The sequence below is a fragment of the Flavobacterium rarum (SeqCode) genome (assembly GCF_965234445.1).
GTDB lineage: Bacteria > Bacteroidota > Bacteroidia > Flavobacteriales > Flavobacteriaceae > Flavobacterium > Flavobacterium rarum.
Map to the genome: position 1 here is coordinate 456253 of NZ_OZ248479.1, position 19995 is coordinate 476247.

Here is a 19995-nt window from a genome sequence, read left to right on the forward strand (position 1 = left end):
CATTTGATAGTTAAAATGTTTAATTTTATCCAAAAATTACAATTATGCAAGATACATTTGAAATTAACAGAACCAGTAGAAAAATGCTGAGTTCTTATTTTGAAAATTATTCACTGGAACAATTGAATAAAATTCCCGAAGGATTCAGTAATAATTTGATTTGGAACTTAGGACATATAGTAGTAACTCAACAATTATTGGTCTATAAATTATCGGGATTGCCAATGGTGGTGTCGGATGAAATGGTCGAGAAATACCGTAAAGGCACAAAGCCTGAACACGATGTAACTCAAGCCGAGGTAGATGAAATAAAAGCTTTGTTATTTAAAACTGTTGATCAAGCTGAATCAGATTATACAAATGGATTGTTTGTAAATTATCAAGAATATCCAACATCGACAGGTTTCACTTTAAAAAGTGCAAAAGGCGCTATTGAATTTAATAACTTTCACGAAGGCTTGCATATTGGAATTATGATGAGTATCAGGAAGTTTGTGTAGTTATAAAAAGGTTCGCAATTATTTTCAATAAGATTTTCAGGCGAGTTATTAAATGAATGCAAAAACTTAACCGTATTGATAACACAAAAAATTCAGAGATTAATTTGTAAAATCTGCGAAATCTGTGTCAAATCAATCTTATAAAAAAAAAACAATAAATGAAATTCAATACTAAAGTTATACATGGTGGACAGCATCATGATCCAAGTACGGGAGCGGTAATGCCACCTGTTTATCAAACTTCGACTTTTGTTCAAACGAGTCCGGGCAAACCCTTAAATCCAGATTACGAATACAGCAGAGCCGCAAATCCTACTCGATCTGCACTTGAAAATGCTTTGGCTAGTATCGAGAATGGAACTAGAGGATTGGCTTTTTCGTCGGGGCTTGCGGCTACAGATTGTATTTTAAGATCGTTTAAAGCAGGAGACGAAATCATTGCAATGGATGATCTATACGGAGGAACTTATAGAATGTTTACTCGTATTTATAAAGATTCTGGAATAAAATTCCATTTTGTAGATATGAATGATTTGGATAAATTCAAATCACTAATTAATGAAAACACCAAATTGGTTTGGGTAGAAACACCTACAAATCCATTGATGAAGTTGGCCGATATTCAAGAAATTGCCAAAATAACAAAAGCCAACAAAATTCTGTTTGCAGTAGACAATACTTTTGCAACACCCTACTTACAAAAACCTTTGGACTTAGGAGCCGATATTGTAATGCACTCGGCTACTAAATATCTAGGCGGTCACTCCGATGTAATTGCTGGAGCTTTAATTGTAAAAGACGAAGCTCTGGGAGACCAATTGCATTTTCAACAATTTGCTACAGGTGCGACTTTGGGCCCAATGGATAGTTTTCTGGTGTTAAGAGGGATTAAAACCTTGCATTTAAGAGTGCAAAGACATTGTGAAAATGGGGCCAAAGTAGTTGATTTTTTGAGTAATCACCCTAAAATCAAAACCGTTTATTATCCGGGATTACCGAGTCATCCGTATCACGAAATTGCCAAAAAACAAATGAGCGGTTTTGGAGGAATGGTTTCGTTTACGTTTGTATCGGGAAAAAAAGAGGATGCGATTGATTTTCTGGAAAAACTAAAAGTGTTCACACTTGCAGAATCTTTGGGTGGAGTAGAATCATTGGCCAATCATCCAGCTTTGATGACACACGCATCGATACCAGAGGACAAAAGGAAAGAAATCGGGATTACTGATGATCTAGTAAGATTGAGCGTAGGGATTGAAGACGCCGAGGATTTGATTGCCGATTTGATTCAAGCTTTGGCATAAAATAAAAAGAATTCAGCTTATTTCTAAAAATAACTGCTCTTTGTCGAATGTGTTTTAAACATATAAGTCATGTAAGTTTTTGGCTCTTCGCCTAAATTAGTGGGTATACAAAATATTCACTAATTTTCGGCATGGAAGATTTATCAGGCTTAGGCCCCTTGTTAGGAATAAAAGCACCTTGGTTGTTAGTTGATGCAAAAGTTCAAAAAGCAAATCTAGTTATTGATGTTTATATAGATTTTGAACGTGGCACCAAATTTCCTTGTCCTTGTTGTGGACAAGAGCGTTCCGTTTATGATAGTAGTTTTAAGCGAATTCGTCATTTGGATATATTTGAATATCGTTGTTATTTAAATGTTCGCATTCCTCGTATAGATTGTCCAAAAGATGGCGTGAAAGTTATTCAAGGTAATCCCTGGAGTAGAAACGGTACGCATTACAGCTTTAAATTTGAGTCGTTTGCAATTCGACTGTGTAAAGAAATGTCTATTTCATCCGTAGGGAGAGAATTGGGCGAACCAGACAAGAATCTATGGAGAGTTTTCCATTATTTTGTAAAAAACAAAGTGATTACTAAATTTAACTTCGCAGATGTTAGACGTGTTGCTGTTGATGAGACAGCAATAAAAAGAGGACATAATTATGTTTCTATTTTTACCGACTTAGATACTGGAAACGTGCTGTATGTAACGGAAGGAAGAAAAAAAGAAGTCTTCTCTGAGTTCTACGGATGGCTCTGGGACAATGGAGGTTTTCCAAGTAATATAGAACTTTTTAGTATGGATATGTCGGTATCCTATCAAGCAGGACAACGAGAGTATTTCGCTGGTACGGAAGTTGTATTTGATAGATTTCATATTAAAAAATGCCTTAATAAAGCCGTGAATTCGGTTAGGAATGAGGAAGTAAAAACTGTTGAATCCCTTAAAAAGACCAAATACATATTTTTGAAGAATGAAAAAAATCTAACTGAAAATCAGAAGATAAAGCTAGATTTTTTTCTTCAAGACAGTTCCTTAAATACAACGATTGCTTATAAAATAAAATCGGAATTTGACCAATTATGGAATGTACAAACACTTGCAATAGAACCATTAATGGATAAATGGATAGAACGAGCTTTGTCATTGGAATTAAGACCAATAAATATTTTTATAAAGACGATTTATGCACATTACAATGGAATAATCAAATCAATCACAACAGGGATAACTAATGCCGTTTCAGAAGGACTAAACAGCGTGATGCAATTAGCCAGATCTAGGGCAAGAGGCTATCGAAATTCGGAAAACTTCATTGCTATGATATATTATCTTGGAAACGTATAAAAGATGTACCCACTAGTTTAGGCGAAGAGCCATTTTTTTATAAAACTTAGTAACTTATTCACTAAAAAAAAGCTGAATGTTTACGCTATTTTTAAGAAAAAGCTATTCTTTATCTTCTTCTGTTTTTGTTGGTGTTTCAATATTTTTCGATTCTAATTTTATTTCGGGTAAACTAGTTTCTTTATTATGATTTGTAGTTGCTTCTTTAGCTTTGGATATAATATCTTCAACAAAGGCTTCTGCTTTTTCTATATGAGGTGTTGCAACATCTTTAGCTTTAGCTACAGTTTCATCTAAAAATGCTTCTGCTTTTTCTAAATGGGGTATTGCTACTTCTTTGGCTTTAGTTACAGTTTCTTCTACAAATGTTTCTGCCTTTTCTACATAGGGTGTTGCGGTTTCTTTGATATGTGTTACTGTTTCGTCTACAAATGCTTCTGCTTTTTCTACAAATGGTTGCGCTGCTTCTTTTGTTTCTTCAAAAATGGTTTCTGCTTGTTCTGTAATTTCAACTGCTTTCTCTTTGGCTGATCCAAATAAACTTTTAAAAAATGATGATACTCCCATGGATTTTGGTTTTAGATTAATAAACCAAAAGTATGCTTTTTTTTATAACATTTTAAAATAAATTGGGTTATCTGATTGATATTTAATCAGGTAAGTTGATGGGTTTTTAAAAAGTTGTGAATTCACGATTTTTTCAATCTTTAAATCACTTTTATAAAAATAAATAGAAAGAGTTCATGAAAAAATAATCGACAAACAGTGTACTACAATCGACCAAATAATAATTTATTAAGAAATAGTCGTATTAATTTACTAATTTCTAAATATTTGTAAACACTACAACGTTGTAGTGTTATTGTTGAAAAAAGACATTATAATAAATGTAATTAATGATTTACTTTTAAAAACTTAAAGGTTATCAAATCATTATTTTTTTAACAATAAATCAAGATTGATGAAAATAAAATTACGTTTAATTTTACTAATTGCTATAATATTAAGTAATAAAATAATAGCTGCTAATTTTGGGAATTTAGCAGTAATTGTTGAAAAAAGAGAAGAATCATCACATTCAAAATGGATTGAACATAAAAAGTACTTACTTAAACCGTTTTATGAAAGACTTGATTATGTAGCGGTTGTTACTCCACCTACAACAGTTGCAGGAAGTTCTTGTGGTCCGGGTGTAATCAATCTTTCGGCTACAGGAGCGAGTGGCGATATTATAGAATGGTTTGCTAGCCAGACTAGTGTGGCAGTTTTGGCAACAGGAAATAATTATAGTCCCAATGTAGCTACAACTACCACTTTTTATGTTTCTGCCAGATCAGGTATTGGAACGAGTACAAGAGTCCCTGTAGTGGCATCGGTCTATTATGTTCCTCCTGGAGTTTCTTTGTCCTCAAATCCAGTAAATAATACAGCCAATCCTTTGTGTTTGGGAACTTCAATTACTTTTACCGCTTTGGGCGGAGCTGATTTATTTGAATTTTCGGTAGATGGAGTTGTCAAACAACCAATGTCAAGCAGCAGAATTTATACCACAAATACCTTGACTAATGGACAAATTGTAAGTGTCCGATCTCGATATGCTGTGACCTTGAATGGATCTCTTACTGAGAACGCATGGGGAACAGGCGCTCTTGAGGACAACGTACTTTCTGCTTCATTATCTGGGAATGCATCAAATGGGTATATAAATGCTTTGAAAATAAGTCCAACTGAAGATAAATTGGTGTTTGGTATAGCTGGTAAAGCTTTAAATTATAGAAGAATTATGCTTTTTCTAGATACCAAGCCTGGGGGATTTAATGTTTCCAATTATGGGGATGAAAATGGATCACTCCCAGATGTAAGAGCTTTTAATTATTTTAACAACAACCCAAGTACTTTTGATTCCTATTTTGCTGCCGATTATTGTATTGCAATTGCAACAGATACAGGTGAAACAAATTATTACGCAGATGTTATAGAATTAAAAACAGGTAATTCAACCAAAACTTATTTAGGTACTGCTGCTACCGGAACTCCAACCGCCGTAATGGGTGTCAATAAAAATAACACAGGGGTTACTGATTATAATTTGGGGTTTGAAGTGGAAGTTTCAAAAGCATTAGTTGGATACACCAGCGGAGATGTTAAGTTTTTTGCTTTTACAATGCAGGATAACACCTCTTCCAATTACAATGTCACGAATTCTTTTTTGAGTCCTGCTACCAGGTCAACCGATTACGGAAGTGGCGCAATTGATTACAATTTGGAAGCTCCAAATCCTGTGGTTGTTGCAGGTGCTGCTATGACTCCCTGCTATTCTTCAGCAAGTTTGACAATGAATTTTGTGGCAAACCCAACTGTTGCAACGGTAGGAGGAAATCAATCCAGATGTTCTTTGACTAGTGCTGTTTTAGGAGGAAATACTCCTGCTGTTGGAACTGGTACTTGGACAAAAAAATCGGGGCCAGGATCAGTTGTTTTTAGCGATAGTTCTTTTGGTAATACTACTGTTACAGTGGGTGTCACAGGTACTTATGTTTTTACTTGGACTATTTCAAGTGGTCAATGTCTTGCTTCATCTGCAGATGTTACGGTTGTATATAATGTTACTGATGCTCCAACAGGACTAACCAATCAAAATTTTTGTAAACTAATTAATCCAAGAGTTAGTGATTTGGTTGCAACTGGAAATAATGTAGAATGGTTTTCAGCGGCAGTTGGAGGTATTGCAATTCCTAATAATATTGATTTGACAACAGGAAACTATTTTGCAGAACAAACCAATGCAACTACTTCTTGTAAAAGTATTTCACGCTTGCAGGTAGATGTTGTTGTTGATAACCCAGCTGGACCTGTATTAGCTGCAACTCAAACATTTTGCAACACTGCAAAAGTAGCTGATTTAGTAGCAACAGGTTCAGGTATAAAATGGTACTCAGCTCCTTCGGGAGGTTCGCCCTTGGATCCCAATACAAATTTAGTGAACGGGGAAACTTATTATGCTACTCAAACACTTACAGGAACTCTTTCTTGCGAAAGTTTTACAAGATCTTCAACCACAGTTACTGTAAATATTACTCCAGTTCCAACTGGTTCTGGAGCACAGACGGTTTGTAACGCAGGAACGATAGCTGACTTAGTGGCATCTGGAGCAGGGACTATAAAATGGTATGCCAATCCAATAGGAGGAGGTCCTCTTTCAAGTTCTGATATTTTGGTTTCGGGAACTACTTATTACGCTTCACAAACAGTTGGAACTTGTGAGAGTGCTACAAGATATGGGCTTACAGTTACAGTAAATAATCCTCAGATTCCTACGAGTGGTGGGAATCAATCGGTTTGCGCGACAAGTCCTTTGCAAACGTTAATCGCAACAGCAACTGTTGCAACGGGGACAATTGTTTGGTATGATGCAATGATAAATGGTAACATTATTACAAGTCCAATTTTAAATACTGTTGGTTCTATTGCTTATTATGCTCAAAATAAAATAGCTTCTTGTTCTAGCAATTCTAGAATTGCAGTAACATTAGAAATAAAAGATTCTCCTTTTTTGAATGTAACTGCAAAAACCTGTTCAGCTGATTTGTTAACTTATATGGTAGATTTTACAGCTGCAAGTGGCAGTGTCATTACAAGAGTGCCTGCAGTTGGTGTAATAGTTGGAAATTCTATAACTAGTATTCCTGCTGGGACAAACATTACTATTAATGCCAATAAAGGAAATGGATGTGTGGAGTCTTTTAATGTAACTGCTCCCAATTGTGCTTGTGCTATTGTAAGTAATCCAGTTACTGGAGGGGATAAATCTATTTGTGAAGGTCAAGTTACTCCAAGTTTGTCAGCTACGGTTAATGCGGGAGAAACGATAGATTGGTATAATAATAACAGTGGAGGTGTAGCTATACTCTCAAACAGTACTACTTATACACCAACTTTTACTTTGCCGGGAGTATATACTTATTTTGCCGAAGCAAGAAAAACGGTTGACGGTTGTTTAAGTTCCAGTAGAACGGCTGTGTCGTTAACAATTAATTCTCAATCGAAACCCACGGGTTCGGACACTCAGGTGTTTTGTGAATCTGAAAACGCTACAGTTGGAAATTTAATAGCTTCTGGGACTGGGATTAAATGGTATGCTGACGCTATTGGTGGAATTCCGTTGTCAAGTAGTACTGTGTTGCTAGATTCAGAAGATTATTATGCTTCGCAGACAGCGACTACAGGATTATTATGTGAAAGTTTTGATCGATTAAAAGTGACAGTTACAATCAATAAACCTGCAGCACCTACAACAACTCTTGCAAATCCCGTTTTTTGTAATTCGGCTGTAGTTGAAGACTTAATAGTTACAGGAAACAATATAAAATGGTACAATTCATTAGGTGCTTTATTGGTGCCAAGTACAGTATTGACCAATGGAATTTATTCGGCTACGCAAACAATTTCTGGTTGTGAAAGTGTTGCCAAATTAAATGTAACGGTTACTATTAATAAACCATCTGCAATAACCATTAGTGGAAATATAACTTTTTGTGAATCAGAAAATGCTACAGTATCAACTCTTTCAACCAAAACTACTTCTGGAATTAGTATAAAATGGTACACGTCGGCAACGGGAAATACACTATTATTGGATTCAGCACCTTTGATGAATGCTTTTTATTATGGCTCTCAAACAGTATCCGGTTGCGAAAGTACTCCTAGAGTTGTGGTTGATGTTGCTATAAATGCTCCAGCAAGCCCAATTGGAAACGGAATACAATTATTCTGTTCTAGTCAATCTGCAAAAATTGCAGATTTAGTTGTCACAGGAAGCGCTCCAATTGTATGGTACGATGCAGCAATCTCTGGGAATAGTTTGCTTGTGTCAACTCCTTTGGTAAGCGATTTAAAATATTATGCTACCCAAAATGTTTCGGGTTGCGAAAGTGTGAATCGTCTTGAAGTTTTGGCACGAATAGTGGATCCGTTAGTACCGACAATTGATGATTCCAATCCTCTTTTTTGTGAATCTCAAAATGCAACCTTAAATGCAATTGTTTTAAAAGGAATTATTAATAATTCAAATGTAGTTTGGTACGCTGCTCCGAGTGGAGGAACTGTTTTGCAACCAAACACTCCGATTGCTGAAGGCGGTGTTTATTATGCATCCCAACAATCTACTACTCCATTAATAGGATGCGAAAGCTTAAGCAGGTTAATGGTCAGTCCGTTTTTAGACAAGCAACAAACTGCAATAATTGATAGTTCAACTCAACCAACTTGTGCTGTAAATGCTGGAAGTATTTTATTTAGCGGATTACCAGCAATTGGCACTTGGACGATCATTCCTTCATCAGGCACCGCAGTAATAGGTTCCGGTGCTAATTATTTGTTTGCGGGGTTAACTGCTAATACAGACTATACTTTTAAAGTTTCTAACGCAAATGGTTGTACATCGGTGGCTTCAACTGCTGTTGTCAAAATAAACGCTATTCCGACAGCTCCAATAGTACCAACAGTTTCCAATAGTATTCAGCCTACTTGTGCTATTCCTACTGGAACTATCGTCATAACACCTCAACAAGGAATGGAATTTAGTTTGGATGGAACAAACTACCAATCTTCTACTATTTTTGAATTTCTACCGCCAGGAGATTATGTAATGTATGTTCGAAATACTTTGGATGCTACTTGTTTTGTTAATTCTGGAACGACCGTAAAAATTAATGCTATTCCATCTGCTCCAAAACCTCCAGTTGCATCAAGTCTAACGCAGCCCACTTGTGCTTTGCCTTCTGGTTCGATTACCATTACGCCGCAAACAGGAATGGAGTATAGTTTGGATGGAATAACATATCAATTGGTAAATGTTTACAATGGGCTTGTTCCAAATGACTATACATTGTATGTTCGAAATACAGTAGATATTACATGCTCTGCTGTATCAGCAAGCGTTTTGAAAATAAATGCACTTCCGTCGAGTCCTTTACTGCCAACCGCTCTAAGTGTTGTACAGCCTACTTGTGCTTTGCCTTCGGGTGCTATTACAATTGTGCCACAAGTTGGAAAAGAATATAGTTTGGATGGAACGAACTATCAAGTTTCAAATGTATTCAACGGGCTTATTTCAAATGTTTATACTTTAAATGTTAGGAATATTGGCGATGTTACTTGTGTGGCTTCATCAATGATTGCTACTGCTATAGATCCAAAACCTTTGGCTCCAGCAACTCCAACTCTTTTGGCTGTAATCCAGCCTACTTGTGTAGTGCCTGTTGGAACAATTGAGATAGCGGGAATCACTGGAGTGGAATACAGTGTTGGTAATAGTTATCAAGACAGTCCTTCCTTTCAGAATTTAGTACCTGCTAATTATATACTAAGTGTGCGATTCAAAAATAATACTACTTGCGAAACTTTTGGTACAAATCAATTGATAAGTCCCGTTCCGCCTGAAATACAATTCGAATCGTCTTGGACCTGTGTGTCCAATAAGTATGAAGTGACGGCTAGTCCATTGTCAAATTCATACGATCCGAATACAGTTGAGTACATTTGGAAAGATCAAAATGGGAATACTGTTGGGACAAATTCGAATGTTTTGAATATAAATGATGTTGTAGACGCTACTGCTGCAATAGAAACATATCCTTTGGTTTACAGCCTTACGGTGAAATCCAATTCAACTGGTTGTGAAACTACTTCTGATGTTTTAATCGAATCCATTTACTGTGACATTCAAAAAGGAATTTCACCAGACGGAAATGGTTCGAACGATTTCTTTGATCTGAGATTAATGGATGTAAAAAAATTGGAAATATTCAATAGATATGGACTTCAATTGTACAGTAAAACTAATTATACGGATCAATGGTTAGGCCAAACCAATGCTGGCGAAGCGCTTCCAAGTGCTACTTATTATTATGTTATAGAGTTTAATAATGGTAAATCCAAAACAGGGTGGATTTATTTAATTAGAGAAAATTAGCAAAAATAATTTCATACAAGAGATTTATTTTTCGAATAAAAAATTAACCAATTATGAATAAAATTTTACTGACTGCTATATTTTTGTTGTTGCTTGTTGTTGATGTCAAGGCGCAACAAGATCCTCAATATACACAATACATGTACAATATGAATGTAATAAATCCTGCTTATGCTGGAACCAAAGAGCATCTTACTTTTGGATTATTATACAGAAAACAATGGTTGGATATTGAGGATGCTCCAACTTCTTTTACTTTCTATGGTGAAGGACCTGCTGGGAAAAATATTGGAATTGGATTGTCTGTTATTGCCGATAAAATAGGACCAATAACCGAACAAAATGTATATGGAGATTTTGCCTATAAATTAAGATTAGGAGAAAATAGCAACTTGTCTTTTGGAATTAAAGCAGGAGCGACTTTTCAAAAAGTTAATTTTTCTGAAATTATCTCAACATTGCCAGATCCTTCCGAGGGAATTTTTGGTAAAAACAGCAATGATGCAACCTTCAATTTGGGATCGGGTGTTTTTTATTACACGAATAAATATTACGTTTCTTTTTCGATACCAAATATATTAAATGCAGCTCATTTGGATTATGATGGAAAAAAATACGGTTCAGATGTTTCTCATTATTTCTTGACAGCAGGTTATGTTTTTGACCTGAATCCAAATTTAAAATTCAAACCTTCATTTTTGTTGAAATCGGCATTTAAAGTGCCCACATCTTTGGATGTTTCGGCCAATTTTTTGTATCAGGAAAAAGTTGAATTTGGGGCGACCTATAGACTACAGGATAGTTTTGGATTGTTGGTCAATTTTAATGTTACGCCAGATTTAAGAATAGGATACGCATACGATCACATCGTATCGGATTTAAATGTTTCTGCTACATCCTCTCATGAAATAATACTGTTGTATGACTTTTTACCAGTCAAAAAAGTATCACTTTCTCCAAGGTTTTTCTAATATTTTATACCATTTGAAATGAAAAATAATACTATACTGTTCTTTTTTGTGCTATTTAATTTTTCGGTTTTAGCGCAAAATAAATATACAAATGTTGCCGATGATTTATTTGAAAGATACGAGTTTGTTCAAGCTACGCAAGAGTATCTTTTATTGGTCGAAAAAGGAAAGTCAGATCCTTATGTGTATAAGCAATTGGGGGAATGTTATTATAATATGTTTAATACGGTAGAATCAGCCAAGTGGTATGCATTGGCTGTAAAAACAGAGCAAGATGCTGAAACGTATTTTAATTATGCGCAAATGCTAAAAGCAAACGTTCAATATGAAGATGCAAATTCTCAAATGAAAATATTTGCTGCCAAAGTCCCTACAGATCAACGCGCCATAGAATTCAACAAAAACCCCGATTATTTGCCCAGTTTAATTTATAAAGAAAAACTTTTTAATGTCAAATTATTGGAGATCAATTCAGAAAAGTCAGATTTTGGAGCGGTGCTTTATAATGATATTTTGTATTTTTCTAGTGCTCGAAATGTTGGTGGTAAAAAATACGGTTGGAATGAGGAGCCTTTTCTAGATATTTATCAATCGAGTTTGAAACCAGATGGAAGTTATTCTGAGCCTACACCTGTTTCTGAATTGAATACCAGATTTCATGAAGGGCCAGTAAGCGTAACTGCAGACGGAAAGACTATTTATTTTTCCAGCGAAAGTTTTAACTCTAATCTTTATGAAAAAAATAATGCCAAACGATTAAAATTTGGACAAGTTCATTTGTTTAAAGCTCAAAATGAGAATGGAGTATGGACAGCAATAACGGCAATGCCATTCAATAATAAAAAGTATTCTACCAGTAATCCATCCATTAATAAAGACGGAAGTGTCTTATATTTTTCTTCCAATATGCCTGGGTCTATTGGTGGAATCGATATTTGGAAAGTACGGGTAAATAAGGATGGATCGTATGGCTCCCCAGAAAATTTAGGAGATACAATAAACACAGCAGGTGATGAAAGCTTTCCTTTTGTTACAGCTGATAATGTGTTGTATTTTGCTTCGAATGGTTTGACAGGTTTTGGAGGATTGGATGTTTTTTTTGTGGATTTAAATAAAAATGATGAGCCAACAAATGCTGGAAAACCTGTAAATACAGAGAAAGATGATTTTGCATTGACTTATAATACAGACAAACAATTGGGCTATGTTTCCAGTAACAGATCGGGCGAAGATCATATTTATTCTTCGATTCCAATTTGCAAAGGCCAGATAAAAGTTGTGATTAGGAGCTTGAAAGATGATGCTATACTAAAGAATTCAAAAGTGCTTATTTTGGATGAAAAAAGCAATGTAATAGGATCGCAAATTTCTAATGAAAAAGGTGAAGTTATTTATGATGTTGATTGTGAGAAAGTATACATCATTGAAGCTTATAAAGATGGTTATATGACCGAAAAAATTCCCTTGGCAAAATTTGTTGGAGGTGTAATTACGGTCAATGTAACTATTAAACCAATTGATGTTATTGTGACCGAAACAGAAATTATTTTAAATCCAATTTATTTTGATTTTAACAAAAGTAATGTCACCAAGCAAGGCGCCGAGGAACTTGATAAATTGGTTTATGTTATGTCACAAAATGAGAAACTAAAAATATATGTAAAATCACATTCGGATTCCAAAGGTGATGATAAATACAATTTAAATCTTTCAGACAAAAGAGCCAAAGCTACTGTGCAATATGTGATTTCCAAAGGAATTGATCCCGCTCGAATTTCGGGTAAAGGATATGGTGAAACAGAACTCAAAATAGATTGCAAAAATAAGTGCAATGAGGAGCAAAACGCTATAAACAGAAGATCCGAATTTTTGTTGGTAAAGTAAAAAGATCGTTAGTCACAGTTTTAAATATCACAAATCACTTGTAATTAGTGAGTTTGCTTAAACTTTTCAACACTATCACGTTTTCGTAAGTAGTTGGAATTTGAGGCAAGTTGTACGTGTGAAAATTTATATAAATTTAACATGTCAAATTGAAATATCTGTAATTTAAGTAAAAGAAATAACATTAATTGTTAAAAAATTAACTAGAAAAAAACACATATTTTAAAACAAGAGCAATATTAAGACTCTTAAAATAAATGAAGCCAAACGCCAAACCAAACTACTTAGAACCTACAATTATGCGAAACATTACCTTGCATTCCCTTTTTGCTCCTAAAAAGAGATTACTACTTCTTATTGTTTTATGTTTTTTAACATTTTCAGTTTCAAATGCTCAGAATCTTATTTCGAATGGAGGTTTTGAGAGTACAGGTGGTTATACCAGTAATTATTCTCTTATTGTACCTAGTGGAAATAGTAGTCCAGGTCAATACGCGATTACCACCAATCCAAAACCTGTAAATACTGTAAATTTTGTTACAAGTACAGATCACTCTGGGACTGGGAATATGATGGTTGTTGATGGTCAGAATAATGATATTTTTTATAAATATGTAAATTTACCTATTCAAAGAGGGTTAAATTACACTTTTACCTATTGGATAAGAAATGTTAATATTGTTACAAATGGTACAAATCCTGCACCGAAAATTGATTTGACTTTATCCAATCAATGTCCATGTACCAAGACACTTATTGCTGGGAATTCGGATGTTGGATTAATGCCATCAGGTTGGAATAAAGTATCCTACACAATAAACGTGGCTGGGACTGGAACCGCTTTTATTCATTTTGAATTATCGACAAATACTGCGGGTGGAGGTGGAAATGACTTTGCCATTGATGATATTTCATTATATGCACCGCCAGCTCCTTTGACCATTTCGGCATCGTTAACAAATCCTTCTTGTCCCACTGGCAATGATGGGGTAATTGTTGCTTATCCCAATGGAGGTGTTAGCCCATTCACCTTCACATTGTCAGGAATGGCATCTGGAACTAATTCTACAGGAATATTTCAAAATTTAGCTGGAGGTACTTATTCTGTATCCGTAACCGATTCAAATTCTCCTGCCAGTTCAGTATCGACTCCAGCTATATTGGTAGCTCCGCCCGCTTTAACTTTGAATGCCACGCCAACAGGATGTCTTTTGTCTGGTGCTTCAGTTACTTTGACAGCGGCCAATGGAGGAGCTACTTATAGTTGGTCTGCCTCACCAGGTGGCCCAATTGCGGGAACGAGTAATAGTATTGCGGTAAATCCTACTGCAACTACAACCTACAGTGTAGCTTCAACGACTATTCCACCCTCTGTTGGAAATTTAATTGGTAATCCTGGTTTTGAAAACGGAACTTCTGGTTTTTATTCCGATTACGGATACTCATTGACTAATACCAGCGGAACGCAATTTGCTTACGGAATAGTTTCAAACCCTTCGACTTGGTATAATAAATTTACTACTTGTGGAGACAAAACAACAGGAACTGGTAATATGCTTATTGCTGATGGAGCAACAATTGCAAATAGTGTTATATGGTCTCAAACCGTTCCTGTAGAAACATCAAAAAGTTATAATTTTTCGTTTTGGGTTCAAAATATTGGGGATGGTAGTGTTGCTACTTTTCAAGTACTTGTTAATGGAATTCCAATTACAGTAACTCCAGTTTCGGCTACAAACGTTGTAACAGCAGGGACTCCAGCAACTACAACTTGTAATTGGACAAATATTATGGGGACTTGGAATTCTAGTGCAGCAACTTTGGCGACTTTAAAAATTATTGATACTAATATTTCTGGAGGAGGAAATGATTTTGCCATAGATGATATTTCTTTTAGTACTACATCTTCAAAAACATGCTCGTTGTCCACTTCAACGATCGTATCAATTGGTGGATCTGCACCAGTTATCGGATTTTCTTATACTACACCCGTTTGTAAAAACGGAACCAATCCAACCCCAACCGGAGTTGCAGGATTTGTAACAGGAGGGACCTACAGTTCAACAGCAGGATTAGTAATCAATGCTACTACAGGCGTAATCGATTTAGCAACTTCTGCTATAGGCACATATACTGTTACTTATGCAGTAGCTGCCAATGCTGCTATTTGTCAATTGGCAGGTTCTTCAACAGCTACTATCACTATAAATCCTGTACCTAGTATTCTTACTACTCCAGGTGGTAATTTATGTGGTACTGGGACAGTTAGTATGTCGGCTACAGCTACTGCTGGGGCAACAATCAATTGGTATACCGCTACTACTGGTGCAGCATTTACTACTGGAAATACCGTAAATACACCCACAAGTATTAGTACATCTACCAATTATTATGTAGATGCTACTCTAAATGGTTGTACTTCGGCTCCACGAGCTATGGTAACTGCAACAATAAATACAATTCCAACTATTCTAACTTCTCCAGGAGGGTCAAGTTGTGGTGCAGGAGTGGTTACTATGACGGCTACAGCTACACCTGGTTCAACCATCAATTGGTACACTGCTACAACGGGACCTTCCTTTGGTACAGGTAATTCAATTAATACTCCAACAAGTTTAAGTACAACGACGACTTATTATATAGATGCTACTCTTAATGGGTGTACAACTGCTACAAGAGTACCAATAGTAGCGACTGTAAATCCTCCTTTAACTTTTACTTGTGGTTCACAAACTAACACAAGTGTGACTTTTGATTGGACTGCAGTAGCTGGAGCAACTAGTTATGATTATACCTATACAAAATCTTCTGGTGGTGCTGCAATTACTGGAAACATAGCAGCAAATACCTTGAATGTTACGGGGTTGACGTTTAGCGAAAGTGTTACCATCAGTGTCAAACCAAACGGGAGTCCGTGTTCAATTTTTGTAGGACCTTTTACTTGTGCTGCATCTGCTTGTAATATTCCGTTGACCAACCAGATTGCAAATATTCCAGTTTGTGCAACTAATATTGTTCCTGTTCAATCTTTTACTAGCCCTTTAGGAGCGACTGCAACTTTTACTTGGAAAAATGATAATCTGGCTATTGGTTTAGGTGCAAGTGGTTCTGGCAACCTTCCTTCATTTGCATCAGCTAATGTAATCACTACTCAAATTGCTAAAATTACAGTAAATGCATTTGATCCAGGAACTCTATGTACAGGACCAGATATGGTTTTCTACATCACAGTAAATCCTTTACCAACGGTTACCGTAAATAGTCCATCTGTTTGTGCGGGCACAAGCGCAACCGTGATTGCCACGCCAGGTGATTCAGGAACTTATACTTATGCATGGTCAGTGCCAGCTACTGCAACTCCGCCATTAAATGTGGCGAGTTTTTCTACTAATGTTGCTGGAAATTGTAGTGTAGTCATTACAAATACAACCACAAGTTGTTTTAGTGCTAGTGCTATAGGAACGGTTACAATAAATCCTTTGCCTACTGTTACTGTAAATACTCTTCCAGTATGTTTTGGAAACAGTGCCACCGTTACAGCAGTTCCCGTTCCAGCAGGTACTTATACCTATACTTGGTCAGTTCCTTCTGGTGCAACTCTACCAGGAAATGTAGCTAGTTTTACTACAGCAGTGGCTGGAAACTATAGTGTTATTATTGCTAATACTAATTGTTCAAGCGTAAGTGCTAGTAATACAGTAGTTATTAACCCGTTGCCTATTGTTACGGTTAATAGTCCAACAGTTTGTACAGGTAGTAGCGCAATTGTTACCGCTACTCCTGGATCTGCCGGGACTTATAATTATGCTTGGACCGTGCCAACTACTGCACCAGCTCAAGGAAATATTGCTAGTTTTTCTACTACTGTTGCTGGTAATTATAGCGTGGTCATAACAGACCCAACAACAACATGCTCCAGTGCGAGTGCATTGAGTACTGTAACTGTAACTCCTGTACCAACACTTACGTTGTCTTCTGTACCAGCAACACCGAGTCAGTCTCTTTGTATAAATACTGCGATTACTCCAATAACGTATACAGTTGGCGGAAGTGCAACTGGTGCCACTGTCACTGGATTGCCTGCTGGAGTAACAGGAAGTTTTTCTTCTGGAGTATTTACATTAAGTGGGATTCCAACAGTTGCAGGAACTTTTAATTATACAGTGGCAACTACTGGCGGTTGTACGCCAGCATTTATTTTAACTGGTACGATAACGGTTAGCCCCTTATCAATTCTTACTTTGACATCGGCTGCTGCAACAACCAATCAAGTTTTTTGTTTGAATTCGACATTAAATACAATAACTTATTTAGTAGGAGGTAGTGCAACGGGAGCTGTGGTAAATGCTTTACCTACTGGAGTAACTGCTAGTTTTGCTGGAGGAATAGTTACAATTAGTGGTACACCAACGGTTTCGGGCTTGTTTAATTATACAGTTACCACCACAGGAGGTTGTTCGCCAACGGTAATTTTGGGAGGTTCGATTACAATTATTCCTTTATCAACTATGGCTTTGACATCGGCTTCAACAACTACAAATCAAACCATTTGTTTAAACGACTCAATGACTTCTATAACATATGCGATAGGCGGTAGTGCTACAAATGCAAACGTTACGGGTTTGCCTGCTGGAGTTACAGGAAGTTTTGTTTCTGGTGTATTTACCATTAGTGGGACACCAACAGTAGCAGGTTCATTTCCTTATACAATTACAACTACTGGTGGTTGTACACCGGTCGTAAGTTTAGGAGGAACAATTGTAATTAATCCGCTGTCAACGCTAGTGTTGACTTCGGCAACAACAACAACAACCCAAACGCTATGTTTTGGCACACCATTAAATGCCATAACATATTCAGTAGGAGGAAGTGCAACGGGAGTCACTGTATTAGGATTGCCTGCAGGAGTAACGGGTAATTTTGCAGGAGGCTTATTTACAATTACTGGAATTTCAACGGTTTATGGGACTTTTAACTTTACGGTAACTACAACAGGCGGTTGTCTACCAGCAATAAATCTAGGAGGTTCTATTATAATTAATCCGTTGCCAACAATGGCTTTGACATCGGCTTCAACAACTGCAAATCAAACCATTTGTTTAAACGATTCAATCACACCTATAAAATATGTGATAGGTGGTAGTGCCACAAATGCAAACGTTTCGGGTTTGCCTGCTGGAGTTTCAGGAAGTTTTGTTTCTGGTGTATTTACCATTAGTGGGACACCAACGGTTTCGGGAACTTACAATTACTCGGTAAACACTACAGGAGGTTGTTTGCCTGCTGTTGTAATGAATGGAACATTAACTATAAATCCATTGCCTATTGCCAGTTTTACGGGAGCCACAGCTATTTGCTCTGGAGATGTAACAGCCTTAGTTTTGTCAAGTACAATTCCAGGATCTACTTTTTCTTGGAATACAGTTCAAAACAATGTAACGGGGGCCACTCCTGGTAATGGAAGTTCAATTAATCAAACACTTACGACGACAGGGAATAATTTAGGACAAGTGGTTTATAATGTAACTCCGTTAATAGGTACTTGCATTGGGTCGCCAAAAATGATAACGGTAAATGTTAGCCCTGTACCCAATGTAATAGAAAACACTCTAAAGAAAACGCTATGTTCGGGCGAGACTGCGAGTATTGATTTGTCAAGTTTAATAGTGGGCACTACATTTACTTGGACAGTAAACGCTACTGGAGTTACAGGTGCTGCTGCAGGAAGTGGTGCTAAAATTGTACAGTTGCTTTCCAATATTGGTTTTGTTTCAGGTACCGTAGATTATACCGTAACTCCTTCAATCAATGGTTGTATGGGGACTCCGCTTACGGTTACAATAATTGTCAATCCTTTGCCTGAAGTTTTGGGGACACCGCCAGGAACAATTTGTAGCGGAGATGCTACCAATATTACTTTGTCTCCAACCATTACAGGAACTACTTTTAATTGGACTACTGCTGAGGTAGGCGTTACTGGCGCGATTTCTGGTACAGGAAATACTATCAATCAAGTTCTAGAGGCTACCGGAAATTCTCAAGGAAATGTGACTTATAGGATTACTCCAAGTCTTAATGGATGCGTGGGAACTCCCTTGGATATTATTGTAAATGTAAATCCATTGCCAAAACCAACCCTTGAAGAAGGTGTAATATGTGTGGATCAGGCAACAAATGTAGCCTACAAAACATATACGTTGGATTTAGGTTTGAATACGTCTAATTATAATTTTCAGTGGTATCTCAATTCACTGCCAATCAGCGGTGCAATTTCCAATACTTTTGAAGCTACGCAATCAGGGGATTATGAAGTGCAAGCTACTAATATTAATACGGGATGTATAGGAAGATCTGGAACCGCAAAAGTGATTGCATCTTTTCCAGGATTGGCCATGACGACAACTCAAACTTTAGCTTTTTCGGATAATGCCACAGTTACGGTTACAGTTACTGGTGGGAATGCTGTTTTTGAATACCAATTGGATAATGGTTCTTATCAGTCTTCAAATGTGTTTGATAATTTAAAACCAGGACCTCATACTATAACAGTTGGTGACGAAAATGGATGTACTAATTTAACCCAAAACATTTTTGTAATTGGATATCCTAAATTTTTCTCGCCAAATGGAGATGGTAATAATGATTTTTGGAATGTAATAGGACTTGAAGGTCAACCAGCGTCTGTTATTTATATTTTTGATCGCTATGGCAAATTATTAAAGCAAATTAATCCGACAGGTGATGGCTGGAATGGGTTTTATATAGGCGCAGAAATGCCAGCAACAGATTATTGGTTTACAATAGAATATACAGAACAGTCTGAAATTAAATTATTTAAATCCCATTTTTCTTTGATTCGATAGTATAATGTAACGACCCCTTTGTGAAAATTGTTCTCATTTACAAGGGTTAAAAATCAAAGTTAGTTCACAACATATTAGAGTGTTAAATTTTACTCGAAAGCTTTCGGGTATAGCGATTTTTTGCTTTTTTTTATAATTAAACCATTAGTTTTTCAAACTATTTTAATATTAA

8 protein-coding genes are annotated in these 19995 nt (G+C 36.3%); 7 read left to right on the forward strand and 1 reads right to left on the reverse strand.

Translation table 11 applies throughout. The annotated features are described in order from the left end of the window. The first annotated feature begins 44 nt into the window (after positions 1-44). The 3 genes from AC8GF4_RS01855 (at position 45) to AC8GF4_RS01865 (ending at position 3132) form a co-directional block, all read left to right on the forward strand. Positions 45-500: a DinB family protein gene (locus AC8GF4_RS01855; RefSeq protein WP_506592229.1), complete on the forward strand. Its 456-nt coding sequence runs from the start codon at positions 45-47 to the stop codon at positions 498-500. A 158-nt stretch (positions 501-658) separates the two neighbouring features. After that, positions 659-1804 (forward strand): cystathionine gamma-synthase, encoded by a 1146-nt coding sequence (locus tag AC8GF4_RS01860; RefSeq protein ID WP_506592231.1) that lies wholly within the window; start codon positions 659-661, stop codon positions 1802-1804. A gap of 131 nt (positions 1805-1935) precedes the next feature. Next, on the forward strand, positions 1936-3132 hold the full coding sequence (locus AC8GF4_RS01865; RefSeq protein WP_506592233.1) for an ISL3 family transposase: 1197 nt from the start codon (positions 1936-1938) through the stop codon (positions 3130-3132). Between the two features lie 102 nt (positions 3133-3234). Here AC8GF4_RS01865 and AC8GF4_RS01870 read toward each other — a convergent pair whose 3' ends face one another. After that, positions 3235-3699 (reverse strand): hypothetical protein, encoded by a 465-nt coding sequence (locus AC8GF4_RS01870; protein ID WP_506592235.1) that lies wholly within the window; start codon positions 3697-3699, stop codon positions 3235-3237. Positions 3700-4093: 394 nt separating this feature from the next. Between AC8GF4_RS01870 and AC8GF4_RS01875 the strand changes: the two genes are divergently transcribed. From AC8GF4_RS01875 to AC8GF4_RS01890, 4 genes are all read left to right on the forward strand, one after another. Then, a complete protein-coding gene (locus AC8GF4_RS01875) occupies positions 4094-10105 on the forward strand; it encodes an Ig-like domain-containing protein (protein WP_506592237.1) in 6012 nt (2003 codons plus the stop codon). 53 nt (positions 10106-10158) lie between these two features. Next, positions 10159-11076 (forward strand): PorP/SprF family type IX secretion system membrane protein, encoded by a 918-nt coding sequence (locus tag AC8GF4_RS01880; RefSeq protein ID WP_506592239.1) that lies wholly within the window; start codon positions 10159-10161, stop codon positions 11074-11076. Between the two features lie 18 nt (positions 11077-11094). After that, the gene (locus tag AC8GF4_RS01885; RefSeq protein WP_506592241.1) at positions 11095-12960 is read left to right on the forward strand and encodes an OmpA family protein; all 1866 of its coding nucleotides are present in this window, start codon (positions 11095-11097) and stop codon (positions 12958-12960) included. Positions 12961-13217: 257 nt separating this feature from the next. After that, positions 13218-19823, forward strand: coding sequence for a T9SS type B sorting domain-containing protein (locus tag AC8GF4_RS01890; RefSeq protein WP_506592243.1), 6606 nt, complete (start codon positions 13218-13220; stop codon positions 19821-19823). Positions 19824-19995: the final 172 nt, after the last annotated feature.

Coding starts and splice junctions, on each gene's coding strand:
- AC8GF4_RS01855 (WP_506592229.1), top strand. CDS start 45: ATGCAAGATACATTTGAAATTAACAGAACCAGTAGAAAAATGCTGAGT.
- AC8GF4_RS01860 (WP_506592231.1), top strand. CDS start 659: ATGAAATTCAATACTAAAGTTATACATGGTGGACAGCATCATGATCCA.
- AC8GF4_RS01885 (WP_506592241.1), top strand. CDS start 11,095: ATGAAAAATAATACTATACTGTTCTTTTTTGTGCTATTTAATTTTTCG.
- AC8GF4_RS01865 (WP_506592233.1), top strand. CDS start 1,936: ATGGAAGATTTATCAGGCTTAGGCCCCTTGTTAGGAATAAAAGCACCT.
- AC8GF4_RS01890 (WP_506592243.1), top strand. CDS start 13,218: ATGAAGCCAAACGCCAAACCAAACTACTTAGAACCTACAATTATGCGA.
- AC8GF4_RS01880 (WP_506592239.1), top strand. CDS start 10,159: ATGAATAAAATTTTACTGACTGCTATATTTTTGTTGTTGCTTGTTGTT.
- AC8GF4_RS01875 (WP_506592237.1), top strand. CDS start 4,094: ATGAAAATAAAATTACGTTTAATTTTACTAATTGCTATAATATTAAGT.
- AC8GF4_RS01870 (WP_506592235.1), bottom strand. CDS start 3,699: ATGGGAGTATCATCATTTTTTAAAAGTTTATTTGGATCAGCCAAAGAG.